The sequence below is a fragment of the Streptomyces sp. NBC_01537 genome (genome assembly GCF_045040445.1).
Lineage (GTDB): Bacteria > Actinomycetota > Actinomycetes > Streptomycetales > Streptomycetaceae > Actinacidiphila.
In genome coordinates this window covers 8326691-8352332 of the sequence record NZ_CP109392.1, presented here as the reverse complement: position 1 = coordinate 8352332, position 25642 = coordinate 8326691, and the positions used below count along the sequence as shown (strand labels likewise).

24 protein-coding genes are annotated in these 25642 nt (G+C 69.0%); 6 read left to right on the top strand and 18 right to left on the bottom strand.

Annotated elements, in window-relative coordinates:
- Positions 1–13: 13 nt before the first annotated feature.
- From hpaB to OG607_RS38345, 7 genes are all read right to left on the bottom strand, one after another.
- Complete coding sequence (hpaB, locus tag OG607_RS38375) at positions 14–1465, bottom strand: 4-hydroxyphenylacetate 3-monooxygenase, oxygenase component (RefSeq protein ID WP_405733822.1); 1452 nt, start codon at positions 1463–1465, stop codon at positions 14–16.
- A gap of 30 nt (positions 1466–1495) precedes the next feature.
- Positions 1496–1999 carry a flavin reductase family protein gene (locus OG607_RS38370; protein WP_405733819.1) on the bottom strand — a complete coding sequence of 168 codons (504 nt, stop codon included), beginning with the start codon at positions 1997–1999 and terminating at the stop codon, positions 1496–1498.
- A 180-nt stretch (positions 2000–2179) separates the two neighbouring features.
- Positions 2180–2809 carry an MBL fold metallo-hydrolase gene (locus OG607_RS38365; protein ID WP_405733816.1) on the bottom strand — a complete coding sequence of 210 codons (630 nt, stop codon included), beginning with the start codon at positions 2807–2809 and terminating at the stop codon, positions 2180–2182.
- Entirely contained in the window at positions 2810–3892 is a 1083-nt protein-coding gene (locus OG607_RS38360) for an S-(hydroxymethyl)mycothiol dehydrogenase (protein ID WP_405733813.1), read from the bottom strand.
- A 49-nt stretch (positions 3893–3941) separates the two neighbouring features.
- Positions 3942–5123: an NAD(P)/FAD-dependent oxidoreductase gene (locus OG607_RS38355; protein ID WP_405733810.1), complete on the bottom strand. Its 1182-nt coding sequence runs from the start codon at positions 5121–5123 to the stop codon at positions 3942–3944.
- The gene (locus OG607_RS38350; protein WP_405733808.1) at positions 5120–5458 is read right to left on the bottom strand and encodes a bifunctional 3-phenylpropionate/cinnamic acid dioxygenase ferredoxin subunit; all 339 of its coding nucleotides are present in this window, start codon (positions 5456–5458) and stop codon (positions 5120–5122) included. The genes OG607_RS38355 and OG607_RS38350 overlap by 4 nt, the downstream gene beginning before the upstream one ends.
- Positions 5455–6648, bottom strand: coding sequence for a cytochrome P450 (locus tag OG607_RS38345; protein ID WP_405733805.1), 1194 nt, complete (start codon positions 6646–6648; stop codon positions 5455–5457). Before OG607_RS38345 ends, OG607_RS38350 begins: the two co-directional genes overlap by 4 nt.
- Positions 6649–6795: 147 nt before the next feature.
- On the opposite strand from OG607_RS38345, the gene OG607_RS38340 reads away from it, so the two are divergent.
- Both OG607_RS38340 and OG607_RS38335 read left to right on the top strand, forming a co-directional pair.
- Positions 6796–7725 carry a LysR family transcriptional regulator gene (locus OG607_RS38340; RefSeq protein ID WP_405733802.1) on the top strand — a complete coding sequence of 310 codons (930 nt, stop codon included), beginning with the start codon at positions 6796–6798 and terminating at the stop codon, positions 7723–7725.
- Positions 7726–8070: 345 nt separating this feature from the next.
- Positions 8071–9057, top strand: coding sequence for an ornithine cyclodeaminase family protein (locus tag OG607_RS38335; RefSeq protein WP_405733799.1), 987 nt, complete (start codon positions 8071–8073; stop codon positions 9055–9057).
- 92 nt (positions 9058–9149) lie between these two features.
- Here the strand turns inward: OG607_RS38335 and OG607_RS38330 are convergent, their stop codons facing one another.
- On the bottom strand, positions 9150–10169 hold the full coding sequence (locus tag OG607_RS38330) for a dihydrodipicolinate synthase family protein (RefSeq protein ID WP_405733796.1): 1020 nt from the start codon (positions 10167–10169) through the stop codon (positions 9150–9152).
- Between the two features lie 43 nt (positions 10170–10212).
- Positions 10213–11697, bottom strand: coding sequence for an NAD-dependent succinate-semialdehyde dehydrogenase (locus tag OG607_RS38325; protein ID WP_405733793.1), 1485 nt, complete (start codon positions 11695–11697; stop codon positions 10213–10215).
- 120 nt (positions 11698–11817) lie between these two features.
- Here OG607_RS38325 and OG607_RS38320 point away from each other — a divergent pair, with 120 nt between their 5' ends.
- The gene (locus OG607_RS38320) at positions 11818–12357 is read left to right on the top strand and encodes a MarR family winged helix-turn-helix transcriptional regulator (RefSeq protein ID WP_405733791.1); all 540 of its coding nucleotides are present in this window, start codon (positions 11818–11820) and stop codon (positions 12355–12357) included.
- A 6-nt stretch (positions 12358–12363) separates the two neighbouring features.
- Here the strand turns inward: OG607_RS38320 and OG607_RS38315 are convergent, their stop codons facing one another.
- The 4 genes from OG607_RS38315 to OG607_RS38300 are packed head-to-tail and all read right to left on the bottom strand — an operon-like array spanning position 12364 to position 16880.
- Positions 12364–13317 (bottom strand): fumarylacetoacetate hydrolase family protein, encoded by a 954-nt coding sequence (locus OG607_RS38315; protein ID WP_405733788.1) that lies wholly within the window; start codon positions 13315–13317, stop codon positions 12364–12366.
- 7 nt (positions 13318–13324) lie between these two features.
- Complete coding sequence (locus OG607_RS38310; RefSeq protein WP_405733785.1) at positions 13325–15268, bottom strand: acetoacetate--CoA ligase; 1944 nt, start codon at positions 15266–15268, stop codon at positions 13325–13327.
- Positions 15265–15843, bottom strand: coding sequence for a cupin domain-containing protein (locus OG607_RS38305; protein ID WP_405733782.1), 579 nt, complete (start codon positions 15841–15843; stop codon positions 15265–15267). Before OG607_RS38305 ends, OG607_RS38310 begins: the two co-directional genes overlap by 4 nt.
- A 17-nt stretch (positions 15844–15860) precedes the next feature.
- Positions 15861–16880 carry a fumarylacetoacetate hydrolase family protein gene (locus OG607_RS38300; protein WP_405733779.1) on the bottom strand — a complete coding sequence of 340 codons (1020 nt, stop codon included), beginning with the start codon at positions 16878–16880 and terminating at the stop codon, positions 15861–15863.
- 113 nt (positions 16881–16993) lie between these two features.
- Here OG607_RS38300 and OG607_RS38295 point away from each other — a divergent pair, with 113 nt between their 5' ends.
- A complete protein-coding gene (locus OG607_RS38295; protein ID WP_405733776.1) occupies positions 16994–17593 on the top strand; it encodes a TetR/AcrR family transcriptional regulator in 600 nt (199 codons plus the stop codon).
- Between the two features lie 48 nt (positions 17594–17641).
- Here the strand turns inward: OG607_RS38295 and OG607_RS38290 are convergent, their stop codons facing one another.
- From OG607_RS38290 to OG607_RS38275, 4 genes are all read right to left on the bottom strand, one after another.
- Positions 17642–18580 (bottom strand): VOC family protein, encoded by a 939-nt coding sequence (locus OG607_RS38290; RefSeq protein WP_405733774.1) that lies wholly within the window; start codon positions 18578–18580, stop codon positions 17642–17644.
- A gap of 42 nt (positions 18581–18622) precedes the next feature.
- The gene (locus tag OG607_RS38285) at positions 18623–20158 is read right to left on the bottom strand and encodes a bifunctional 3-(3-hydroxy-phenyl)propionate/3-hydroxycinnamic acid hydroxylase (RefSeq protein ID WP_405733771.1); all 1536 of its coding nucleotides are present in this window, start codon (positions 20156–20158) and stop codon (positions 18623–18625) included.
- Positions 20159–20369: 211 nt separating this feature from the next.
- Entirely contained in the window at positions 20370–20972 is a 603-nt protein-coding gene (locus OG607_RS38280; RefSeq protein ID WP_405733769.1) for a PaaI family thioesterase, read from the bottom strand.
- Entirely contained in the window at positions 20969–21838 is an 870-nt protein-coding gene (locus OG607_RS38275) for an ABC transporter substrate-binding protein (protein WP_405733766.1), read from the bottom strand. The genes OG607_RS38280 and OG607_RS38275 overlap by 4 nt, the downstream gene beginning before the upstream one ends.
- A gap of 262 nt (positions 21839–22100) precedes the next feature.
- Here OG607_RS38275 and OG607_RS38270 point away from each other — a divergent pair, with 262 nt between their 5' ends.
- Entirely contained in the window at positions 22101–23324 is a 1224-nt protein-coding gene (locus OG607_RS38270) for an acetyl-CoA C-acetyltransferase (RefSeq protein WP_405733763.1), read from the top strand.
- 114 nt (positions 23325–23438) lie between these two features.
- Here OG607_RS38270 and OG607_RS38265 read toward each other — a convergent pair whose 3' ends face one another.
- The gene (locus OG607_RS38265; RefSeq protein ID WP_405733761.1) at positions 23439–24440 is read right to left on the bottom strand and encodes a LacI family DNA-binding transcriptional regulator; all 1002 of its coding nucleotides are present in this window, start codon (positions 24438–24440) and stop codon (positions 23439–23441) included.
- Between the two features lie 213 nt (positions 24441–24653).
- Between OG607_RS38265 and iolC the strand changes: the two genes are divergently transcribed.
- Complete coding sequence (gene iolC, locus OG607_RS38260) at positions 24654–25640, top strand: 5-dehydro-2-deoxygluconokinase (protein WP_405737323.1); 987 nt, start codon at positions 24654–24656, stop codon at positions 25638–25640.
- Positions 25641–25642 lie beyond the last annotated feature (2 nt).

Below are 25642 nucleotides of genomic sequence, written 5' to 3'. Positions count from 1 at the left end.
CGTCCGTCCGGGATCAGGCGCGGTCGAGGAAGCTCTGGACCCTGGCCCTGTACGGCTCACGGTCGTAGCTCTTCACGTACGCGCCGGCCATGCGGACGGGGTCGCCGAAGAAGTAGTACTCGTACAGCGCCTGGCGGCTGGAGAACGCCGAGATGCAGGTGTCCCACACCAGGCGGAAGAGCTTCACGCGCTCGGGGCCGGACAGGGTGGCCGACTGCAGGTACGCCTCTATGTCGGCGGCAGCGGGCCCCTGGATGTCGAGTTCGGTCGGGGTCGCCATCAGGCCGGAGGCGCCGAGCTTGCGCAGGATCTGAGGGAAGCGCTGGTAGAGCTTGGGGTAGAGGTTGCGGGCGGCGTTCAGCGGGGCGAAGGCCGGGGTGAGGACCCCGTACTCGTTGACCTCGGCGTCCGCCTCGGCGGCGCGCAGGAAGGCCCGCAGCATCTCCAGGGTGGTGATGATCTCGGCGACGTCCTCCTGGACGTGCTGGAACTGCTCGATGCCGATGGCCTCGGTCAGGAGGGACACCAGGCCGAGGACGTACTCGGTCTTGGCGGTGGTGCGGGTGACGACCTGGTGGGTCATGTGCACCACCGACGCCGTCTGTGAATAGAAGCCGTTGCACAGTTCCGCGTCGCCGAGGGCGAAGCAGCGCTCGTACGGCACGTGCACGTCGTCGAAGACGACGACGCAGTCCGACTCCTCGAAGCGGGAGGCGAGGGGGTGGTCGTGCCGGGGGCGGTCGTAGTCCAGCGGTTCGCGGGCGATGTAGCGCAGGCCGGGGGTGTCGTTCGGGATGGCGAAGGCGTAGGAGTACGGCTTGTCCTCGGGGGTGCCACGCAGCACGGTCGAGGGGAAGACGAGCATCTCGTCAGCGAACGGGGCGATCGTGGCGAGCATGCGCGCACCGCTGATGACGACGCCGTTGTCGTCCTCCTTCACGATGCGTGCCGCGAGCTTGCCACCGGCCTGCTGGGTACCGGCCACGGACCGGTTGACCTGCGGCGGGATCAGCGTGTGCGTGCACAGCAGGTCCTCTTCGCGGACCTTCTCGTAGTAGCGGCGGATGTTCTCGCCGAAGGCGGGGTTGGCCTGGGCGAACCAGTCGGCGGCCGAGGCGAGCGCCATCAGGGAGCTGTTCATGTAGTCGCCGGTGCGGCCCAGCATGCCGTTGCTGTGGTCGGCCCACACCTTGAACGCCTTGCGGCGCTTGACCAGGTCGTCCGGGGTCTGCGGGGTGAGGAAGGACGTGCCGACCGGCTCGCCGGAGGTGGGCGAGGCGTAGGTGAGGACGTCCTTGTGTTCGTCGCTGTGCTGGAGGTCGTACAGCTCGGCGTAGGTCTGAACGACGTTGCGGAAAGCGGGGTGTTCCTGGATGCCTCCGGTGACGGTCTCGCCCTGGATGTGGACGGTGGGGCGGGACTGGGAGAGGCGCTCGAGGTATTCCTTGCCGGTGCGTGCGGCCATGGTGGCTCCTGTGGAGGTGATCAGCGGGGGTCAGATGAGGTGTTCGATGCCGTCGGTGGACTCGGCCGCGGTGCCGAAGCGGCTCCAGGCGTAGGTGAGGGCGTCGCCGTCGCGGTGGCCGAGGTCGGTGACGCGGCCGACGAGGAGGGTGTGGTCTCCGCCGTCGTACGCCTGCCACGGCTCGCACTCCACCCATGCCAGGGGGTTCGTGAGGCGGGGCACCCGGGCCGCGTTCGCCCAGCGGGGCTCGGTGGCGCCCTGTACCCCGGCGAACAGCCGGGCCAGCGGCTCCTGTTCGGCGCCGAGGATGTTGACGCAGAAGGAGCTGTCGATCAACTGGTCGTGGCAGCGGGCGCGTCGGGCGACGCTGACGAGCACCAGCGCGGGATCGGCGGAGACGGACGTGAAGGAGTTCATGGTCGCGCCCCGGGGACCGTCCTCGCCCGCGTACGTCACGACGGTGACGCCGGTGGCGAACCGGGACATGCAGGCGCGCAGGGCGCCAGGGCTGGGAGGGGCGAGGGCTCGGGACATGAGGAGGACTCCTTGAATCGATCGTCGGCTGTGCCCTCTGGCGAAGGGCCGGGGAGGGGCGGCGGCCCAGCAGGGCCGGGGACGAAGCGGGCAAGTTCCTGATCAAAGCATGTAATCAAAGCTTTGACTATTTGGACGGTACCTGTGCCGACCGCCCCTGGGAAGACCGGCGCGGGGAATTCAGTGCCCGCGGACGATCCACTCCTCCAGATGCGGAGCCTCGGCCCCGATGGTCGTGGTCGCTCCGTGCCCGGTGAGCACCTGGGTGTCCGGCGGCAGGGGCAGGAGTTCGCCGCGGATCGAACGGATGATGGTGGGGAAGTCCGAGAACGACCGCCCGGTGGCTCCCGGGCCGCCGGCGAAGAGCGTGTCGCCGGTGAAGACGGTGCCGAGGTCCGGCGTGTACAGACAGATGGCCCCGGGGCTGTGGCCGGGAGTGTGCAGCACGATGAGTTCCGTGCCGGCGACCGTGAGCCGACGCCGGTCGGAAAGGTAACCGTCCGGGGATCTGTCCGGGTGGACGTTCCGCCACAGGAGGCGGTCGTCCAGGTGGAGAAGGATGGGTGCACCGGTGCGGGCGGCGAGCGCCGGGGCGGCATTGATGTGGTCGTTGTGGGCATGCGTGCACACGATCGCGGTCAGTCGACGCTCGCCGACGGCTGCGGCGATCGCGTCCGCGTCGTGAGAGGCGTCGATGACAAGGGCCTCCTCGTCGTTCCCGACGATCCAGACGTTGTTGTCCACTTCCCACGTACCGCCGTCGAGGGTGAACTCCCCGGTGGTGACGACGTGTTCGACTCGTGCGGCCACTCAGAACACCACCACGGACCGCAGCACCTCACCTGAGTGCATCTTCTCGAAGGCCTTCTCCACCTCGTCGAGGGCGATCGTTTCCGTGACGAAGGCGTCCAGGTCCAGTCGCCCTTGCCGGTACAGGTCGACCAGCATCGGAAAGTCCCTCGAGGGCAGGCAGTCGCCGTACCAGGAGGACTTCAGCGCCCCACCGCGGCCGAAGACGTCCAGCAGCGGCAGCTCCAGCTTCATGTCCGGCGTCGGGACCCCCACCAGCACGACGGTCCCCGCAAGGTCGCGTGCGTGGAAGGCCTGCTGGTACGTCTCCGGACGGCCGACGGCATCGATCACCACGTCCGCTCCGTGCCCGCCGGTGAGCTCGCGGATCGCCGTCACGGGGTCGGTGTCGCGGGAGTTGACGGTGTGCGTGGCGCCGAAGGTCCCGGCCAAGGCCAGCTTCCGGTCGTCAATGTCCACCGCGATGATCCTGGCCGCTCCGGCGAGGCGCGCACCGGCGATCGCCGCGTCGCCGACGCCGCCGCAGCCGATCACCGCGACGCTCTGTCCCCTGCTGACGGGTGCGGTGTTGAGCGCGGCTCCCAGCCCGGCCATGAGCCCGCAGCCGAGAAGGCCGGCCGCTTCGGGCCGGACCTGGGGGACTTTCGTGCACTGGCCGGCGGCCACGAGGGTCTTCTCCGCGAAGGCCCCGATACCGAGGGCGGGCGCCAGCTCCGTGCCGTCCTTCAGCGTCATCTTCTGCCGCGCGTTGTGCGTGTCGAAGCAGTACCAGGGCTGGCCGCGCCGACAGGCACGGCACCGCCCGCACACCGCCCGCCAGTTGAGGATGACGAAATCACCGGGGACGACGTCGGTGACGCCTTCACCGACCGCTTCGACGACTCCCGCGGCCTCGTGGCCGAGCAGGAAGGGGAAGTCGTCCCCGATGGCGCCCTCCCGATAGTGCAGGTCGGTGTGGCACACCCCGCAGGCCTGCACCCGCACCAGGGCCTCCCCCGGTCCGGGGTCGGGCACCAGGATGGTCTCCACCGAGACAGGGGCGCCTTTGCTGCGGGCCACGACAGCGCGGACTTCATGAGACATGTCTGTGTTCCTCTGGAAAGTTGAGTGGGTCGGCGACGCGTCGACCGGGCTACCGGATGCTCCAGGCGCTGCGGAGATCCCGCCGCAGCCGTCCGAACTCCTTAGGGCTGTCGACCGCGAGGACGCCGGAGATCTCGCCGTCGCGCCGGTACACGGCGGCGAAGCTGTCGTCGAACGAGCCCGAGACGAGTTCGAGCACGTCGTCGACGCCAGGTCTGCCGGCGATCTGGAGGTGGACTCCGTACTGGTCCGACCACACATAGGGCAGCGGGTCGTGGACCGGTTGTGCCATGGGGTCCTGCCCTCGCAGCGTGGCCAGCAGCGATCCGGCTGCGATGACCGGCATGTCCCGCGCGTTGGTCCAGTGCTCGATGCGCAGCCGCCCCCCGCGGCAGCGGTACGCGGCCACGTCGCCCGCCGCCACGACCCTAGGCACGGTGGTCCGGCACCGCTCGTCCGTGAGGACGCCGTTGTCGCAGGCGACGCCGGAACCTGTCAGCCACTCGGTGTTGGGCACGGCTCCCACGCCGACGACCACCACGTCCGCGGGCAGGAGGCGGCCGTCGGACAACTCCACCGCTCGCACCCCGTCCTCGCCGACGAGGCCCGTGACACCCACGCCGGTCACCAAAGCGACGCCGTGATCCGTGTGCAGGCGACCCAGGATGCCAGCGGCGTCGGGCCCCAACTGACGCAGCAACGGCTTCCGTTCGTACTCGACGATGGTCACCTCGTGTCCGAGGGCACGCGCCGAGGAGGCGACCTCCGCGCCGATGAACCCGCCTCCCACTACGACGACCCGGCCGGGCCGAGACAGGTCCTCGCGCAATCGGTGTGCGTCATCGAGCGTGCGGAGGGTGTGCAACCCACGCAGCCGCGGCATTCCGGGGAGTGTGCGAGCGCGGGCTCCCGTCGCGATGACCACACCGTCCGCGTGCAGGCTTCGCCCGTCGGCGAGGGTGAGCGTCCGTGAGGCCGGATCGAGAGCGGTGGCGCGGGTACCAAGCAGCCATTGGGCGTCGAGCACGGCACGCAGGTCTTCGTCCGTCAGTGCGATGTCCTGGCTGTCGCACTTGCCCAGCAGCACCTGCTTGGACAACGGAGGCCGGTCATAGGGCTGCGCGGCCTCCTCACCGACCAGCACGAGACGCCCGTCGTAGCCCTCGGTGCGGAGGGCTTCGGCGGCTCTGACACCGGCCAGTCCGGTGCCGACGACGGCGATCGTGGTCATCGCGCGGTCTCCGCGGTCGGCGCCAACGACGTCGCGTCGACGCACACCATGCCGTCGACGACCTGCACGACGTGGGTACGGATGGGCCGCCGCGCGGGCGGGCAGTCGGGCTTGCCGGTGCGCAGGTCGAAACGTGACTCGTGCAGCGGGCATTCGATCTCATGGCCGTCGAGCCAGCCATCGGACAACGAGGCGGTCTCGTGGGAGCAGGTGTCGTCGACGCAGAAGACACGTTCGCCGACCTTGACGAGTGCCAGGGGAACCGGCACGTCGGGCCTGGCGATCCGGGTGACCACACCGGGGGTGAGGTCCGCGATGGGACAGAGCTGTATCACTGTGCGGCTCCGTTCACGCCCTGGGTGTCGTGACGCATGAGGACCGATTCCGGTCCGCGGAACATCCAGCCGACGAGGTTCGGAGTGCTGGTGACGCGCAGCCCGGTGAGCGAGTCGAACAGCGCGGGCACCGCGGTGCGGAGTTGCTCCCGCGCCAGATAGGTGCCGAGGCAGTAGTGGGCGCCGAGCGAGAAGGCGAGGTGGTCCGACAGTCCGGGACGGTCGATGTCGAAGGCGTCGGGGGTGGCGAACTTCCGGTCGTCCCGGTTGGCCGACGCAGCGAGCGCGAGCAGCTTGTCCCCGGCCCGCAAGGTCACGCCCCCCACCGTGTGGTCGACGGCGAGCTGACGCGGAAAGGCTCCGACGGGGGTGAGCCAGCGCATCGTCTCCTCGATGGCCGCGTCGAGGGCCTCGGAGTCGGCCAGCACACGGTCACGCAGCTGAGGCTGTTCACACAGCTGCCAGACCAGGGTGGCCAGCGCGTGCCAGGGCTCGTTGAAGCCGCCGGAGATCATCAGACGCACCTGAGTGGCGATCTCCTCGGTGGTCAGCGGTTCGGCGAGCTCGGCGTGCACCATCGCGGAGATCACGGTGTGGTCCGGTGCGGCCGTCACGCGGGCGACGGCCTCGCGGACCAACTCCCCCACCTCGGCCCTGGCACGTCCGGCCCGTTCCCAGACGGCGGGGTCGTCGTCGTGGTTGGCCAGACCCGCGATGAAGGCGCGTGACCACTCGACCACCTGCTCGGTGGTCACGTCGGGCAGCCCCGCCGTCCGCATCAGCGCCTGAGCGGCGAACGGCGCCGCGAAGTCCGTCACCAGGTCGAACTCCGGCTTCTCGGCCAACCGCCCGGCGAGTTCCGTGGCGTGCGAGGTGAGCCCCGCCGACCACTGCTGACGCACGTTGCGGCGCTTCAGCGGGCCGTCCACCGCCGAGCGCAGCCTGCGGTGGGCGTCGCCGTCGGTTCGGATCATGACCAGACCCATGGTGCGTTCGGCGAGGGAGTTCTCCTGGTGCGCGGTGAAGATCTCGGGGTGCTCGTCGACGAAGACGACGTCCTCGTAGCGGCTGACGAGCCACATGCCGAGCCCGTCCGACCAGGCCCAGGGCTCGTCGTCCCTGAGTTCGCGGTAGACGGGATACGGGTCGGCGTAGAGGTCCTTGCTGGTGACATTGCGTGTGATGGACATGGCGGCTCCTCACGTGTCGGCCACATCCGACAGGGGATGTCGGCCGCATCGGGCTGCAACGACTGTGCGGTACACCGCCTGAGCACGGAATACCCTGGAATCCAGCAATGCACCGACAACAACCACAGGAATCCTGAGGTATGGACCATGACGCTCTCACTGCGCCAGCTCCGGTTCTTCGTGGCGGCGGCCGAGGCCGGAACCATCGCGGGCGCCGCGGCACGCCAGCACATCTCCCAGTCGACGATCGCCCTGGCCGTCAGCGAGCTCGAGCGCACCCTCGGCGTCCAGCTGTTCCTGCGCCGCCAGGCCAAAGGGCTGACGATCACCCAGGCCGGCCTGGCCGTGCTCGCGGACGCGCGCCCGCTGCTCGCCCACGCGGACGAACTGGTCTCCAGTGCGCGCAACCTGGGCGGGGAGCTCTCCGGGAACCTGACGGTCGGCTGCTACACGACCCTGGCCCCGTTCCTGATGCCCGGCGTCCTGGAGGGTTTCGCCACCGAGCATCCGACGGTGCGGCTGAGCTTCGCGGAGGGCACTCAGGTGGAACTGCAGGAGAAACTTCTCGACGGCAGCTGCGAGATGGCCCTGCTGTACGACCTCGACCTGCAGCCGGGCATTCAGCAGGAGACGCTGTACATCACCCGGCCGCATCTGCTCCTGCCCCGCGCGCACCCCCTGGCCGGACAGGCGCCGGTGAGCCTGCACGACCTCGCGGACGAACCGATGGTCATGCTCGACAACCCGCCGAGCCTGCACTACTTCACGGAGCTGCTCGCCTCACTCGGCATACGGCCGGTGATCCGGCATACGACGAGCAGCTTCGAGACGGTGCGTTCCCTGGTGGCGCGGGGTCTCGGCTACTCACTTCTGATCCAGCGGCCGGCCTCCGGCATCAGCCACGAGGGCGTACCGCTGGCCGAATGCGCGATCCGGGAGGAGGTGCCGGACATGCCCGTACTGCTCGCCTGGCCCGCCCGCGCCAACCTCACCAGGCGAGCCAGGGCGTTCGCCGACTTCTGCCGCCGGGCCCTCGCGGACGGACCGGTACGGCCGGCGGCCGGGGATCACACGTGATCGGCTTCGGGGAGATCTCGGCGTAGCCGGTTTCCGGGGCGCGTACGCACGGGGTTTGGAGGTGCGCACGGGATTGCGGACAGTGCGGCCGCCACTTAAAGTGAGCGTGAATCGAAACGATACGTACCGCACCGAACGGAGTAGGCGGGTCGCCCGGCTCGTGCCCCACCGGATCCTCTGCGATCTGCACGGCCCTGCCGTCAACGAGCCAATGTGTGCCAGGAGTTGGCGGGCCCCAGCACCTCTCGGTTCCCACTCGCCACGATCTTCGTAGCCGGCGTCTTCCGGCCTGTCACGCGCACCCACCTCCTCCGGTCGACCGGCTCACCCGCAAGGAGCTTCCGCATGGCCGTGTATCTCACCGACGACGACGTCCGTTCCCTGCTCGACTGGGAGTCCGCGCTGAAGGCTCTGCACGAGGCCTACGCCGCTCCGGTGTCCGAAGCGCACTTTCCCCCGCGGACGATGGCCAGGGGCGAGGCGGAGTGGATGCGCACCCTCAGCGGGATACTCCCGAGCAGCGGTGTGATGGGAGCCAAGCTCATAGCCGTGTCGAACGGCAAGCGCAGGGGCGCCTACCTCGTGGCGCTGTTCGACCTCGAGACCACGGAGCTCGTCGCCCTGCTGGACGGCCGGTCGATCACGGGCTTCCGTACCGCGGCGACCTCGGCCCTCGCCGTGCGGTTCCTGGCACCGCAAAGGCCGCTCTCGGTCGCCGTCATCGGCTCGGGGTTCGAGGCGACGAATCACCTTCGGGCCCTGGCCGCGTCGCGGGAGCTCACCTCCGTGCGGGTCTACAGCCCGAGCCCGGCGAGCCGAGCCCGGTTCGCGGGGTCGTTCAGCGACCTGGCGGCCGAGGTGGTCCCCGCCGAGGCGCCCGAGGACGCGGTCGACGGCGTGGATCTGGTGCTGTGCGCCGCCCGGTCCCGGGACGAGACGCCCACCGTTCGCGGCACCTGGCTCAAGCCGGGTACGACAGTGGTGTCCATCGGGTCGACGCTGCCCGAGCAGCGTGAACTCGACCCTGTCGCCATCGACCGCGCGGATGTCGTGGTGTGCGACCTTGTCGATGAAGTCGCCCACGAGACCGGCGACTTCATCGCCGCACGGGCCGAGGGCGTGGAGTTCACCGACAAGCTCGTTTCTCTCGCCGACGTGGTCTCCGGTCACGCACCGGGCCGGACCGGAACCGATGACATCGTGCTCTACAAGTCGGTCGGGTCCGCTCTGCAGGATCTGACCGTGGCGGCACTGTGCGCGCGTCTCGCGGGCGAACGGGGCGCTGGCGTGTCTCTGGACGCCCGTATCAGCCGGGCCTTCCAAGAACACTGAACGGTCATCAGCCCCTTGAGTCGGACAACTACGGCCCCGGGGGCGGCCGCTCTGCGGCTGCCGCCCCAGGGGCCGGTCCGGGGTCCTGATTGTCAGGCCGGGTGGCGTCCGGTGAAGAACTCACGGATGGGATCCATGCTCGGCTCCAGGCCTGCGTCCACGAGTCCCTTGCGCAGGGCGGCCATCTGGCTGTCCTGGAGGCGCATCGTCGGCTGGCGGAGCGGTCCGCCGTTGTACCCCTGCAGCCAACCCTGGAACTTCCAGGCCTGGCGGTTGAGGACCGACCCACCGTGCAGGGTCCCGAACAGTGCGGCCTTGGTCTTGCGGGCGGGATGCAGCTGCCAGTAGATCGCCGTCGCCTCATCGTGTTTCCCGTCGCGCAGCAACTGCATGACGCGCGGGATCATCGGGCCGAAGTACTCGTGGTCGCTGGTCGCCGACAACTGAATGGGCATCACCTGCGACAGAGGGATCAGATCGCCCTCGATCGGCACCGATATGACCACCTCGTCGCCAAAGAGCCGGCTGCACTCGACGGCGCTCTGGATGTTGGGGTATCCGCCTTCGGCCTTGATGACCGCGATGTTGGGGATGTCGTCGATCAGACGGCGGATCAGCCGGGTCGGGAGATCGGAGGGGTGGATGCGAACGCCGAAGTTCCAGATGGTCATAGGGAACAGGATGATCCCGAGGTTCGTGGCCTCGCAGACCGCCTTGGTGTAGTCGTAGATCTCCTGCTCGGACTCCGGGTAGAAGTTGGGCGGGTAGGCCAGCAGTACCAGGTCCGCTCCCGCCGCTTCGGCACCACGGACCGCTTCGAGGTTCTGCTCGAGGTCGTTCCAGCTCGCGTGGTGGACAACGTAGAAGCCGTCGCCCGCCTCGTCCTTGGAGATGCGGAGGAACTCCAGGTACTCGTCGAGGGTGATGCTGATCTCGGAGACACCGAGGGTGCCGATGAAACCATGCTCCTTGGCGAGGCGGATGTCGTGGCGGACGGCTCGCTCATTGACGGCCCGCAGGTCGCCGGTGAACGAGGGGATGGTGCAGTTGACCGCGCCGACAAGCTTCTCGCGGGCCCAGTCACGTGCCTCGGCACGGGTGTATGCGGACATGGCTGTCCCTTTCGTTCGTCGTGTGCGTTGAGTCCGTGGAGGTCTACCGGGCACCCGCGCCTTCCCAGGAGAGGTACTTCATCTCCAGGTACTCGTCGATGCCGTGGACCGAGCCTTCACGCCCGAGGCCGGACTGCTTGATGCCGCCGAACGGTGCGACCTCGTTGGAGATCAGCCCCGAGTTGATGCCGACCATGCCCGCCTCGATCGCGGCGGAGACCCGCCAGATCCGCTCGGCGTCGCGGCTGTAGAGGTAGGCCGCGAGCCCGTACTCGGTGTCATTGGCCATGCGGATCGCCTCCGCCTCGTCGACGAACCGGATGAGCGGGGTGACCGGCCCGAACGTCTCCTCCCGCGTGATCTTCATACCGGGGGCCACGTCGGCGAGCACGGTCGGCTGGAAGAAGAACCCGCCACGTTCGTGGCCCGATCCGCCGCACAGGACGCGTGCGCCGTGGCCGGTGGCATCGGTGATGTGTTCCTGGACCTTGTCGACGGCGGCGGCATCGATGAGGGGCCCCTGCTCCGCGCCGGGTTCGAACCCGTCGCCGACAGTCAACTCGCTGACCCGCTTGGCGAGTTCCTCGGCGAAGCGGTCGTAGATGCCGGACTGGACGTAGACCCGGTTCGCGCTGATGCAGGCCTGGCCGGTGTTGCGGTACTTGCTCGCGAGGACGCCCTCGACAGCCGCCTTGAGGTCGGCGTCGTCGAAGACCAGGACCGGCGCGTTGCCCCCGAGCTCCATCGAGACCTTCTTCACCGTCTGCGCGCACTCGGTGAGCAGGGCGCGTCCCACCTCGGTCGAGCCGGTGAAACTCACCTTGCGCACCACTGGGTTGCCGGTCAGCTCCGGACCGATCTCACGGGCCTTGCCCAGGACGACGTTGAGGACGCCCGCCGGGACGCCGGCGCGTTCGGCGAGCTCAGCGAGCGCGAGCGCGGTCAGCGGCGTCTGGGCGGCCGGCTTGACGACCATCGTGCATCCGGCGGCGAGCGCCGGCGCGGCCTTGCGCGTGATCATGGCCGCCGGGAAGTTCCAGGGTGTGATGGCGACACACACGCCGACCGGCTCCTTGAGTACGAGGACGCGGCGTGACGGGTCGGGGGCCGGGAAGATGTCGCCGCGCACGCGCTTCGCCTCCTCGGCGAACCACTCGATGAACGACGCCGCGTACGCCACCTCGCCACGTGCTTCCGCGAGGGGCTTGCCCTCCTCCAGGGTGATCAGGCGAGCGAGATCCTCCGTGTGTTCCGTCACGAGCTCGAACCAACGGCGCAGGACCTGGGCCCGCTGCTTGCCGGACCGGGCGCGCCAGTCCGGGAGCGCGCGGCCGGCCGCCGTGATGGCATCAGCCACCTGGGCCCGGCTCATGGACGGCAGATCCGCGATCGTCGCGCCCGTGGAAGGGTTGTCGACGGAGAACCGCCCGGACTCCCCGTGGCTGACCCAGCGTCCGTCGACGTAGGCCGACTCCTGGAAGAGAGACTTCTCGCTGAGGACATCTGCGGGAGCGGTCTTGGTGCTCATAAGGCTTTCCTCTTGTCCCTGGGGCATTCGATGCGTTTCGGAAACGGGGACGCTACTCGGCAGAGTCCGGCCGTGAAGGCGGGCCGGAGGGTGAGCGGCCGTCCGGCCTACACTCCTGGTGTGAACCACGAGCACCCGGACAACGAGGACCTGCACTTCTGGTCGTTCATCGACCATGCGGTCAGCCGCGCGAGCCGTGAGCTCCCAGGCGTCGATCCGCTGGCGATGCGGTTGGTGCTCACCCTCCACCGGGCCGCGAACATGCTGGTCTACGACCTGGAATCAACCGTTCACCGGCCCCGCGGATGGTCGTGGCCCGGCTTCCGCGTCCTTTTCGCGATCTGGCTGTCGAGCCCCGTCGAAGCGAAGAAGGTCGCGGAGCTGTCCGGCATGAGTCGCGCGGCCGTGTCGGCGCTGGTGAACACGCTGGAGCGGGACGGTCTCGTCACCAAGAGACGCGCCCCGCACGACGGACGCGCGGTCAACCTCAGCCTCACCGAGAGCGGTCTGCACGCGATCACCACGGCTTTCCAAGCGCACAACGAACGTGAACAGGACTGGGCCGGCTCGCTCAGCGCGGACGAACAGCGGACGCTGATCGCACTGCTGGAGAAGCTCACCACCCGCTCGCTGCAATTCGAGGTCAGACAACGGACGTGACGGCTGCTACCTGCAGAGGTTTCGCTGCGCGCCGAGTCCGGTGATCCCGCTCTCCATCACGTCGCCCGCCTGCAGGAACCGGCCGTAGTGCGAACCGTTGCCCTGCGGAGAACCAGTGATGATCATGTCGCCCGGCTGCAGTGTCACCCGGTGCGAGATGTACGAGATGAGGGCCGCGATTCCGAAGATCATGTCGTTGGTGTTGCCCTTCTGCATGACCTTGCCGTTGAGCCGGAGCGTGATGTCCAGGTCCTGCGGGTCGGGCACGAAGCGCGCCGGCACGAGGTAGGGGCCCGTGGGGTAGAACGTGGGCTGGTTCTTCGCCCGCATCCAGTCGGTGCCCATCATCGGGATCTCCGGGCGGGGCACCAGGCTGCGCGTCGTCAGGTCGTTGCAGATGGTGTACCCGGCGACGTGGTCCAGTGCCTCGTCACGGCTCACCTCGCGTGTCTCGCGCCCGATGACCACGCCCAGCTCGAGTTCCCAGTCATGGTTCTCACCGAGGGAGGGCAGGATCACGTCGTCGTACGGGCCACTGATCGCGGACGGGACGCCCACCCACACGTACGGCTCGCCGTGCGCGGCACGCTCGTCCATCTCCCGGGCGGCCTGCTCGCGCAGCTCCTCCTCGGTGGCGTCCGCCTTGCCCAGGCGGTGCGCCACCGTGATCTGGATGACGTGCTCGCGATAGTTGGCTCCGGCGCCGAAGATCTGGCCCGGTGGCTGGACCGGGGCGAGCACCGTGAGCTCCCCGACCGGCCGCCCGTCGCGCTCGGGCGCGTCGGCCAGGGACTGGAGCGCCTCCAGCGATGCGTCCCAGTCGGCCAGCAGGCCCGATGTGGTCGTGGCCGCGGGCAGGACGGTCCGGGTGTCGTACACCCTGTCGTTCACGACGATGCCGGGGAACGGACCGGACTGTCCGTCGGCGAACGTTCCCAGTGAGAAGGGGGTCTGGCTCATGGTTTCCTCATGCTTTCCGGCGGGTGTGGGCGAACTCCGCGTACTCCTGGAGCAGTGCGCTGTCGTCCACCGCGCCCAGGTCCACGACGTCGTTCAGGGAAGCTCCCTGCAGCAAGCGCTTGACCGGCACCTCGATCTTCTTTCCCGTGCGGGTGTGCGGGATCCCGCGCATGGGCACGATCTCGTCGGGCACGTGCCGCGGTGACAGCTCGTCCCGGAGCACCTGGTTGATGCGCTGCGCCACCGCATCGAAGTCGGCGTTCTCCTGGAGGGCGACGAACAGCGGCATGTAGTAGGCGTCTTCGCCCAGTTCGGCGCCCACGACGAGGGCTTCGCGCACCTCGGGCAGCGCCTCGACGACCCGGTAGATGTCCGCGGGCCCCATGCGCACGCCCTGCCGGTTCAGGGTGGAGTCCGAGCGGCCGTGGATCACACTGCTGCCGTCGGGCTCGAACTCGATGAAGTCCCCGTGCCGCCAGGCTCCGGCGTACACGGAGAAGTAGCTCTGCCGATAGCGCCGGCCGTCGGAGTCGTTCCAGAAACGGAGCGGCATCGAGGGCATCGGCTGCGTGATCACCAGCTCGCCCCGCTTGCCGACCACGGGGTTGCCGTCCTCGTCCCATGCTGCGACGGAAACGCCCAGGGCGGGTGCCTGGATGCGGCCCACGCGGACGGGGAGGGTGGGGGCTCCGCCGACGAAGATCGAGCACACGTCGGTGCCGCCGCTCATGGAAGTCAGCCACACGTTGCCGAGCCGGTCGTAGACCCAACGGAAACCGTCGGTGGACAGCGGCGATCCGGTCACCTGCACCGTCCGCAGTGCCCCGGTTTCAGGGGCGAGACCGGTCTTGAGGCAGGCGTGCAGGTATCCGGCGCTGACACCGAGCGTGTCGACGTCGTGTTCGTCGGCGACGCGGAAGACGCGCCCCAGGTCGGGGCGGACCGGGTTCCCGTCCAGCAGAACGATCGTGGCGCCGACCGCGAGCCCGGCGACCAGCATGTTCCACACCACCCAGCTGGTGCTGGCGACGGTGAGATAGCGGTCGCCGGCCCGTAGGTCCGAGTGCAGCCGCAGGACCTTGAGGTGTTCCAGGAGGACACCTCCGTGGCCGTGCACGATGCCCTTGGGTGCCCCGGTGGTACCGGATGAGAACAGCACCCACAGCGGGTGGTCGAAGGGCAGCTCGTCGAACTCCGGCTCGCCTCCTCCCGCGGCGACCGTGCCCCAGAGCGACACGGGGCGGTCCGCCGTAGGCAGGCTTCCGGGGTGGAGGTGATCGACCCAGAGCACGTGCTCCACCGACGGCAGTCGGTCGAGCAGGGTGCGCATCTCGTCGGTGCGCTCGTGCGTCCGTCCGCCGTAGTGGTAGCCGTCCGTGAGCAGCAGCACCTTGGGCTCCAGCTGGGCGAACCGGGAGGTCACCCCATCCGCGCCGAACTCCGGGGAGCACACCGACCAGACGGCCCCCACCGCCGCACAGGCGAGGAGTCCTACGACGGCCTCCGCGCGGTTGGGCAGGACGGCGGCCACCCGGTCGCCGTGGGCCACACCCATCCGGCGCAGCGCGGCGGAGACGGCGGCGACCTGGCTGCGGAGTTCGGCTCGCGAGAGCTTGTGGGACGTGCCGTCGTCGTCCACGACGACGAGCGCCTCGCCCGGGCAGCGGCGCAGCACATGCTCGGCATAGTTCACGGTACGGCCGGGAAACCACGTGCCTCCGGGCATCTCCCGCGGAGCCACCGGACCGGTCGGGGTACCACCGAGTCGTACGTCCTCGAACTCGGCGACGGACTCCCAGAACCGGCCCAGGTCTTGCGTCGACCAGCGCCAGAGATCAAGGTAGTCGGCACCGCCGTCGTAGTCCTTCAGCCCACGGCGGTAGCGAGCCAGTTCGCTGCCGTCCTGCCGGGCGCTGCTGGGCATCCACAGAATGTCCTGCGCGGTGCTCATGAGACAGCGGTGTCGACGGGGAGGGCACCGATGAGGACGAAGGCCACGCGGCAGGTCGTGTCACTGCGGTTGGACCAGGAGTGGCTGGTGCCTCGCTGGATGATCACGTCACCGGCCCTGGCGAGGGTCTCTCCCTCGTCCGTCAGCAGCCATATCTCACCCTCCAGGACAAGGGCGTAGTCCAGGCTGTCGGTGCGGTGGAACCAGAAGTGGCGGCCGCCGACGGTGTGTTGGGCGGCGTCGCGGGCGTGTTCGCCGTCGATGTCGTCGAAGAGGGAGTCGGCGGCGGCGTCGGTGTAGGCGGTGTCGGGCGGGAAGCTCGCGATCCGGAAGACCGTTCCGCCGGGCTTGGGGTGCATCGGCACCTGGACGTCGGCGGAGGCCGCGTCCTGGTTGCCGTCGTTGCTGACATCGCCCGGTTCGGTCTGCCAGGGGACGATCGCGCCGAACCCTTTGACGGAGTCGGACACGAAGACGTTGGGAGCCGGGCCGTCGCTGATGACGGTGGAGCGGCCGTCGGCGGTGTGGCCGGTGACGATGCGCCGTATCGGCTTGATGGCGTGCGGGGTGGTCATCTTCGTCGGTCCCGTCGTCAGTTCGCCGGCGTACCGAAGGGGTACGGGCGGGGCTCGGGCCACCAGGGGGCCTTGTCCGGCTCGGCGCTCAGTCGGTTGCGCAGGACACCGACGCCTTCCAGTTCGAGTTCGATGACGTCTCCGAGCGACAGCCGCCGGTCGATCTCCAGGCCGGAGCCGTTGGGCAGGGTGCCGGAGCCGATCAGGTCGCCGGGCTGAAGCCTGTCGTTGATGGAGACGTAGGCGAGCATTTCTTCCGGCGTGTAGATCATTCCCTCGGCAGCGGTCTCACTCCAGACCTCACCGTTGACGCGGACGACGCCCTTGAGTCCGTCGACGGAGGGCAGTTCGTCGACGGTCGTGATCCAGGGACCGATGCCGTACGCATAGTCCTTGCACTTCTGCGGGCCCATGCTCATGGCCATCTCGTAGCCCTGGACGTCGCGCGCGCTGAAGTCGTTGAAGATCGTGACGCCGAACAGGTGGGCGCGGGCGCCGTCGGGGGTCAGGTTGCTGCCTGCGGCTCCGACGATGAGGCCAATCTCCAGTTCGTAGTCGACGTATTCGGAGTAGCTCGGGTAGGGGATCTCCTCGTCGTGGCCGTAGACCACTCCGGTGGATCCCTTGAAGTAGCCGGGCGTCTTGAACAGCTGAGGGTTGGGCAGTCCGCCGCCCACCCTCTCGTGGAACCCCTTCATGTGCGCCGGGAAGGTCAGTCCGTCACGGATGACCGGTGGGTCGACGGCCGCCACCCAGGACAGGCCCTCGATGGGCAGCGAGGCGTCATCGGCGGCCCCGTCCACGGCCCGGTGGGCGGCGTCGAGGAAGGCCGGCCCGGCGGCGATGGCGGCGGCCATGCTCGACGGGAAGTGGGCCGCGGCCAGTCGGCGGGCCGCGTCCGGCGTCGCGCCCTCGGCATGCCTGCCCAGGGCGTAGGCCCTGGCCAGGTCGATGACCCTGCCCTCGTCGGGCCGCACGGCGACGATCCTGATTTGGTCGCCATCGGGAGAAGGTACTGAGATCCGACCCAGCTTCATGTGTACAGCTCCTTCATCTATTCGAAACGTTTCGTATCGTATGACAGGCTGATGGCCTTGTCGATCCCGTAGTGCATTGGGGAATGAGGCCGCGCGTGGGTTAACTTGGCTCCGTGGCTGTACGAAGCGAATCGAGTCGTCGAGCGATCCTCGACGCGACCATGGATCTCCTTGTCCGCGACGGCAGGCGCGCCACCACGGTGCAGAAACTGACCATGGAGGCGATCGCCAAGCGGGCCAAGGTCAGCAAGGCGACGATCTACCGGTGGTGGCCGAACAAGGCCGCGGTCGTCATCGACGCCTTCATGGAGAACCACCTGGCGCACACCCGCATCCCCGAAGGGGTGCCGGTGCGCGACGCCCTCCTGGCGCACCTCAAGTCGCTGATCTCCCAGTACGCCGGCCCGCAGGGCAAGCTGGTCGCCCAGATCATCGCCGAGGGGCAGTACGACCCCGAGACGATGGCCAACTTCCGCGCGCGGTTCTGGCAGGAGCGCGCTGCGGCCGTCGAGAAGCTGATGCGCAGGGGAATCGACGAAGGCGTCTTCCGGTCCGACCTCGATCCGGGGACGGCAGCCCAGCTGTTCTACGCACCGGTCTACTTCCATCTCCTCTTCGGCGTCAGCCCGCTCGACGACGCGCTCGCGGAACAGCTCGTGGACCTGGGGATCCGCGGCCTGGAAGCCCATCCGTCGCCGGACGGAGAGTCCTGAGCTCCTCCGCCCGGCGGCGTCCCGAGTGCGCCTCAGGCCCTAGGGGGATCACACCGGCGGTGGGACGAACAATCCCCGGTCCGGGTCGTTGAACATCTCCTTGGACACGAACTCGTTCATCGGGTTGGAAGTCCCCCACACGTCCGAGGTCTCCGGGTCCTCTGTGCTGTACAGGTGGGGGTGCCAGGTGTCCTCGTCAAGGATCTCCAGCTCTGTGGTGTATTCCATGGTGTTGCCGTTGGGGTCGTGGAAGTACGTGAAGGTGTTGTCCCCGGCGCGATGCCGGCCGGGCCCCCAGACCTTGTGGACTCCGTCGCGCATCAGGCGGCCACTGCCGCGCATGTACTCCTCCAGCCCGCGCATCTCGAACGACGCGTGGTGCAGCGAGACATGCGGACACCGGGCGATCGCCATGCTGTGGTGCTGCGGGTTGCACCGCATGAACCACATGATCCCGCCGAGCTGCGGGTGCACGTTGGTGTCCGTGAGCCGGAAGTCCAGGTACTTCTCGTAGAAGGCCATCATGCGCTCGGGCTCGGGGGAATTGAGGACGACGTGAGACAGCCGCACCGGGATGTCCTCGCGCTCCTCGACCTTGCGATGGGTGCGAGCGGCGACCTCCGTGGAGATCTCGACGGTGCGCCCCTCCACGTCGAAGAACCGGAAGCCATAGCCGCCACCCAGCGTCTGCAGCGTGTCCGGCTCGCTGACCAGCTTCACGCCGTCGGTGGCGAGGCGGGTGGCGAGGCCGTCCACCGTGGCGCGGTCCGGGGCGCCGAAGGAGACCAGGTCGAGGCGCTTGTCCTGGGAGCGGCGGACCCGGACGACGTACTGCTCGGGCGAGCCCTCGGCGGCGAAGTACGTGACATCGCCGTCGGAACCGGCCTTGGTCAGCCCCCACTGCTGCTCGTAGAAGGCGACCTGCTTGTCGTAGTCCTGAACGGCGATGTCGACGTGCCGAAGGTGGGTGATGGGTTGGTCGTGCATGGTGAACTCCTGTGGGTGAAGCAGTGTTTGCACGCGCGCGGGTCAGGCCTGCAGGGTGTTCTCTTGCTGCGGCGGACTCATCTCGCGCCGGGGTTCCGGGGCGACTGCGAGAGGCAGGAGTCGGAGCAGCGCTTCGAGCTCTTCGGGGGTGTGTGCCGTCCCGAGCACATAGCGGTCGGGACGGACCAGGACGGCGGGGGCATCGACCGAGGTGAGCAGTTGGCCGACGTGCTGGGGGGAGGTCAGTACCGCGACCTCGGGCTCCTCCTCCAGCGCCTTGCGTACGGGATCGGGCAGCCCGGCCGTCAGTTCGGGCGTGGCCGCGAGCAGGAACCTGCGTCCCACGAGGTCGTCGAGCCGTGTCCCGTCGGGCAGCATCGGCTGCATCGAAAGACGTCCGGCGTGCGGGTCGGCCGGGCCCGTGTGCACACCCGGGCCCAGGGCGGGTGCAGACGGGTAGGCGTCGGCCGGGTTGGCGCGGATGTGCGCATCCCGCCGGGCGGCCATCACAGGGTCGGTGGTCTGGACGAGTCCGGCCATCGTCGCCGCCTGATGGACCCAGTACCTGGCGTGGTCCTTGCGTTCGGACTCGTAGGTGTGGAGCAGGGACTCGGGGGCTCTGCCACGTGAGACGAGCCGGATCTTCCACACCAGGTTGGCCACGTCCCGCAGGCCGGCGCACAGTCCCTGGCCGAACAGCGGAGGTGCCAGGTGAGCGGCATCACCCGCGAGGAACACATTGCCGACCCGCCACGACGTGGCCAACCGCGCGCGGAAGGTGTAAACGGCGATGCGGTCGGGATCGAAGTTCTGCGGCGTGAGAACACCTCGGCTCAACCGGGCGATGCCCGCCGGTGTGGCGATCTCCTCCCGGTCGTCTTCGGAGAGGACCTTGAACTCCATGCGCACCCGGTCACCGGGGAGCCTGATCCAGAGCGCGGGACGGGTGTGCCGGCCGAGGAAGACCATGTCCCCCTCGATGCCCGCCGTCCCTCGCAGGTGTCCGTCGACGACGAGCCACGGATCGTCGGTGCCGAGGTTCTCGCCGGATATCCCGAGCGTGCGCCTGACGGTCGAGGTGGCGCCGTCACAGGCGATGACCCATCGGGCGGTGAGCGTCTGTGTCGTCCCGTCCGGTGTTCGGACGGTACAGCAGACTGAGTCGTCACCTTGCTGGATGTCCAGCAGCGTGGTGCCGAGCCGGAGTTCCACATCGGCGAGCCGCGCCACTTCGGCGCGCAGCAGCCCGTCGACCTGAGGCTGGTGGAACAGGACCTCCGAGTACCATGCCTGGGGCCCCAGCTGCCCCGTGGCATGGGCCACCAGAGTCTCGCCGGCCTCGTTCTCCATGCGGTAGTCGCACATCGGTTTGATCCGGGCGGAGAGTTCCTCTCCCAGGCCCATGGCCTGGAAGGAACGCATGATCTCACCGTCGAAGTGCACGGCCCGCGCCTGTTCCCACAGCTCGGGCTCGCGTTCGATCCCCACGGCCCGTACACCGGCATGGCCCAGCAAAGCAAGGGCCATCACCCCGACGGGTCCACCACCGACAACGATGACTTCGTAGTCCTGTGACACCTGAACTCCATTAGCGGCTCGGGTACTTGGATGTACCGCTTGATCTCTGCACCCGCTCGCGTCCCCCGGACGACCTGGGCGCTCGGCGTCCGCGGCTCTAAGCGGTCTTGGTGAAGTCCGGTGCGGTACCGCGCCCCGTAAGGGGCGCGGGTAACTGCGCGACCAGCCCCCACCGGCCCGCGGTTTTGCCACCGTTCCTCCAGCGGAGCCCTTAGCGGCCCGTCGCGTGCCCTGGCACGGCGGGTCCGTCCACCGCGTCGGTGTCCGCGCCCGCCGGACGGGCGCGGTGCTCCTCATGGCCGGCTCGTCCGGACAGGCTGCCCGGGACCGGATTGCTCCCCGCCGACGGCGCACCGTCCGCCAGGACGATCTGCGCCCCCCGCCCGCTGAACTCGACGATGACGTCGTCACCGCGCCGCACCGTGACCTCACAGATCACTGAGCGGCCCTCCCACGAGCGGGTCACCGCTTCGGCGATCAGGTCGTCACCGAGGCGGCCGGGGCGCCGGAAGGCGATGTCCGCGCTCGCCGTGACGACCGGCGGGCCGAAGCTGTTGACGGCGCAGGCGAAGGTGGTGTCGGCCAACGCGAACACGAGCCCTCCGTGCACGATCGCGTGCCCGTTGACCATGTCCGGCCGGACCCGCATCCGTGCACGCGCCCGACCGTCGGCGGCCGACTCGACCTGTATTCCGAGGAGTTCGCAGGTACGGTCCTCGCTGAGCAGATGGCGCACGCTCTTCGCCACCTGACCGTCCGTGACGCGCTCCGCGTCATCGTGACGGCCGTCGGACGTGAACAGGTCGGGCGTCATGGACGCAGCTCCAGACCGAGCGGGCGGCCGTCGTACAGGTCATCGACACCAGGCGCCTGGTCGGGCATCATGCCGAGTTTGTCGCGCATCGTCAGGACGCACTCCAGACCGGCGCGAGCAGGAGCCAGCGAAGCGGGGCGGGTGCGCAGCGCCGCCCGGGCCGAGGCCGGTCCGTACCCGCCTCTCGTCAGCACGTCCAGGATCTGTTCGTCCCCAGTGGCGTGCAGCCACTTCCGCGCCGCCTCGAGGGCCGTGAGGTAGAGCGAGAGCTTTTCCCGCCCCGCCTGCCGCGTTGTAGGACCGGCCACGACACCCTGCCCAGGGAAGTCCGGCACCTCGTCCTCGACCGCGAGCAGCGAGACGAACCCTTCCTGTTGCGCCATCTCGTCCAGCGGCGGCCCCAGCCACGCCGCATCGATCGACCGTGAGCGCAGTGCCTCGAAGCGCTCGCGCACTCCGCCCACCGGCTCGAACTGGTACGCGCCGGGCGGGAGGCCATGCTGACCGAGGAGGTGACGGAGCACGACCGCGAAGCCGTTGTCCGGCGCATCGACGCCGAGCGTTGCGCCCCGCAGGCCTTCCAGCCCCCTCACCGAGGGCTGCGCGACCAGCCGGAGCGGTGTCGTCGACTCGATCTGGGCGACCACCCGGAGGTCGCCTCCGCCGGAGTTCCACACGACCAGGTTGTCGATGGCCGTGACGCCCGCATCGACGTCGTCGGTCAGGAGTCGGTCACGCTGATCCGTCGACGACTCGATCAGCACGGTCTCGACCTCAAGGCCGGCGTGGGCGAAGAAACCCAGCTCGTGGGCAACGACACACACGGGTGGCGGAACGAACACCGCCTGTCGAAAGCACGCCGTCATTGGAGCGCTCCTCTCTGCACGAGGTGCCCTCACACTAGGTCAATCGAAACGGAACGTCTAGGATCGCAGCCGGTAATCTTTTCATGCCTGCGACACGCAAGGGCGCGCTCGCAGGGCAGCGCGCACCACCCAGGTTGACCTGGCGAAATGAAGGAAGCCTGCGCTTCATACGAAACGGTCCGTTTAGTATCTCCCTCAGTGGAGAGCCGCCTTGGAGCCGGCCACCCCACGCACCCATTCGCCATCCTGAGAGGTGCATGACATGCCTGAAGCCGTCGTAGTCGCTGCCGCCCGCACGCCCATCGGGCGCGCTTTCAAGGGTTCCCTCAAGGATGTCCGCCCCGACGACCTCGCGGTGACGGCGGTCCGCGCAGCCCTCGACCAGCTGCCCGGACTGGACCCGACACGGATCGATGACCTTCATCTCGGCTGCGCCGAGCCGAGCGGCGAGCACGGTGCCAACATCGCCCGCCGGGTGGCTGTACAGCTGGGGCTGGACGAGGTGCCCGGCACCACGGTCAACCGTTTCTGCTCGTCCTCGTTGCAGACCGCCCGGATGGCCTTTCACGCCATCAAGGCAGGAGAAGGTCACGTCTTCGTCAGCGCGGGTGTCGAGTGTGTCTCCCGCTACCGGCACTTCGGACCCACCGGAGCGGATGCCGAAGACGTCTTGAACCCGGCATTCGAGCAGGCCAGGGACCGCACCTCGGAGGACGCGCGAACCAACCGCCTGTGGACCGATCCCCGCTCCGAGGGCCTGCTGCCCGACGTCTACGTAGGCATGGGGCAGACCGCGGAGAACGTCGCGGGCCTTTTCAAGATCAGCCGTCAGGAGCAGGATCACTACGCCCTGCGCAGCCAGCAGCTGTACGCCAAGGCCGCCGAGTCCGGGTTCCACGCCCGGGAGATCACCCCTGTCCGAGGGCCCGACGGCACGATGATCGCGACCGACGACAGCCCGCGCCCCGGCACGACGTACGAGGCCCTCGAAGGTCTCCAGCCGGCCTTCCGGCCCGGCGGCTCGGTCACCGCCGGAAACTCCTGCCCGCTGAACGACGGAGCCGCCGCCGTGGTCATCATGAGCGACGTCAGGGCGCGAGAGCTCGGCATCACTCCCCTGGCCAGGATCGTGGCCACCGGCGTGTCCGGCCTGTCCCCGGAGATCATGGGCCTGGGACCGGTCGAAGCCACACGGCGGGCCCTCGCGCACGCCGGCCTGTCGGTCGGGGACATCGACCTGTTCGAGATGAACGAGGCGTTCGCCGTTCAGGTCATCGCCTCCCAGCGCGAACTCCGCATCCCGCTGGAAAGGCTCAACGTGCACGGTGGGGCCATCGCGCTGGGGCATCCGTTCGGTGCGACCGGCGCCCGCATCATGACCACCTTGATCAACGGGCTGCGTACGCGCGACGCGCAATGGGGCGTGGAAACCATGTGCGTCGGAGGCGGGCAGGGCATGGCCATGGTGCTCGAACGCCTCAGCTGAATACCTCGTCGCGGACCTGGGGTCGTCGTAGCCAATGCTGGTCGCCGCGCCCGGCTGGAAACGCGCCAACCGGTCCACCCCGCCCGCCGCCCCGGAACCGCAGGGCTGCCTCTGTCAGGCCGGCGGCTCCGGAGCCGGCCCGCTGGTCCCCCGGACGACCAGCTTGGGGTCCAGCACCGCTTCCCGCGGCTCCAACGCCGGGTTCTCCAGCCGCTCCACGGCGAACCGCACCGCGTACTCGGCCATCAGCATCGCGTCCTGACGCACGGTCGTCAGGCCGATCGGCATCAGGTGGGAGAGGTGGCTGTCGTCGTAGCCGACGACCGACAGGTCACGCGGAACCTCGACACCGGCCCGGGTCAGGGACATCAACAGGCCCATCGCGCAACGGTCGTTGCCCGCCAGGACCGCCGTCGGCAGGGGCAGCCCGCTGTCCCGCTCCGCCAGGAGCAGGCGGCCGGTCTCGATGCCCGACCGCTCGGTGTGATCACCGGGAATCACCCGCAGTTCGGACTCCAGTCCGTTGCGGCGCATCGCGGCCCGGTAGGCACGCCTCCGCTCGGCCGAGCCGGGGCCATTGCCGCCGTCGATGTGCACGATCCGTCGGTGCCCCAGTTCGACGAGGTGGTCCATGGCCTGCCGTATGCCCTTGCTCTCCGCGGTGTGCACGCTGTCGACGCGGGCGTGGGGCACCCGGCGGCCGATCGAGACGGCGACCGTGCGGTGTCCGAGGGCGTCGAGGTCTGCGGCCGACGCGTCCGGGCCGAGCAGGAGGACCGCTTCGCAGCGGTGGCTGAGCAGCGCCTCGACCGCCTTGGCCTCCCCGCGCCTTTCGGCGGTGGCGGATAGCAGGATCTCGTAACCGAGTCGTTCTGCCTCGGAGTAGACGCCCTCGACCAGGTCGGCGTGGAAGCTCTGGTGGACGGTGAACATGAGGCCGAGAGTGCGGCTGCGGCCGCGGGCGAGCAGCCGGGCCGCGTTGTCCGGGCGGTAGCCGATCTCGTCGGCGACACGCAGGACCCGCTCGCGGGTCTCCTGGCTCGCCCCCGGCTGGTCGCGGAAGATGATCGAGACGAGCGCCCTGGACACGCCCGCCTCGGCGGCGACGTCGGCCATCGTGGGCCGCCGCCTGCCCGATGCATTCACCTGTTGAACCACCCTTCGACGCGCCCACCTTACGGGCAGTCCCGAAATCTCCCGGCAACAAGCTATTGACATGACATTTGGACAGGGGTCATCGTACTCGACTAGAGCGCGCTAGTAGAGCGCGCCAGTCAAGCCCTCCCAAGACAACTCCCGGAGTCTCCGGAGCGAAGGGACACCAGCGTGATGCCGTTCGAAGTGCTGACCATGGGCCGGGTCGGAGTGGATGTGTATCCTCTCCAGACGGGCGTGGGGCTGGCGGAGGTCACCTCGTTCGGCAAGTACCTGGGCGGCAGCCCGACCAACGTGGCCGTGGCCGCGGCCCGGTACGGGCGCTCCGCGGCCGTGATCACCAAGACGGGCCGGGACCCGTTCGGGGACTTCGTGCGGGCGGCGCTGGACGGCTACGGCGTGGACTGCCGTTTCGTCGGTACGTCGGACATCGCGCCGACCCCGGTCACGTTCTGCGAGATCTTCCCGCCGGACGACTTCCCGCTGTACTTCTACCGCCTGCCCAAGGCCCCCGACCTGGACATACGCCCTGAGGAACTGGACCTGGGCGCGGTGCGCGACGCCCGGATCCTGTGGATCACGGGCACCGGGCTGAGCGAGGAGCCGAGCCGTTCGGCCACCCTCGCCGCCCTCGGCCACCGGGCGAAGGCCGGTACGACGGTCTTCGACCTCGACTGGCGGTCGATGTTCTGGCAGGAGCAGGGCTCGGCACGGGCGTACTACGCCGAGGCGCTGCGTCACACCACCGTCGCGGTGGGCAACCTCGACGAGTGCGAGGTTGCCACCGGCGAGCGCGAGCCGTACGCCGCCGCCAAGGCGCTGCTCGCCGCCGGAGTGGAGCTGGCGGTGGTTAAGCAGGGGCCCAGGGGCGTCCTGGCCATGGGCCGGGACGGGACGGCCGTCGAGGTCCCGCCGGTACCGGTGGACGTCGTCAACGGCCTGGGCGCCGGTGACGCCTTCGGCGGCGCCCTGTGCCACGGGCTGCTGACCGGCTGGGACACGGCGCGCGCGGTGTCCTTCGCCAACGTCGCCGGCGCCATCGTCGCGGGCCGCCTGGCCTGCTCCGACGCCATGCCCACCGAGACCGAGGTGGCGGCGAAGCTGCGCGCGACGGTGCCTCAGGACCGGGCGACTCCAGACGACTTCGAACGTGAGGTGTGAGA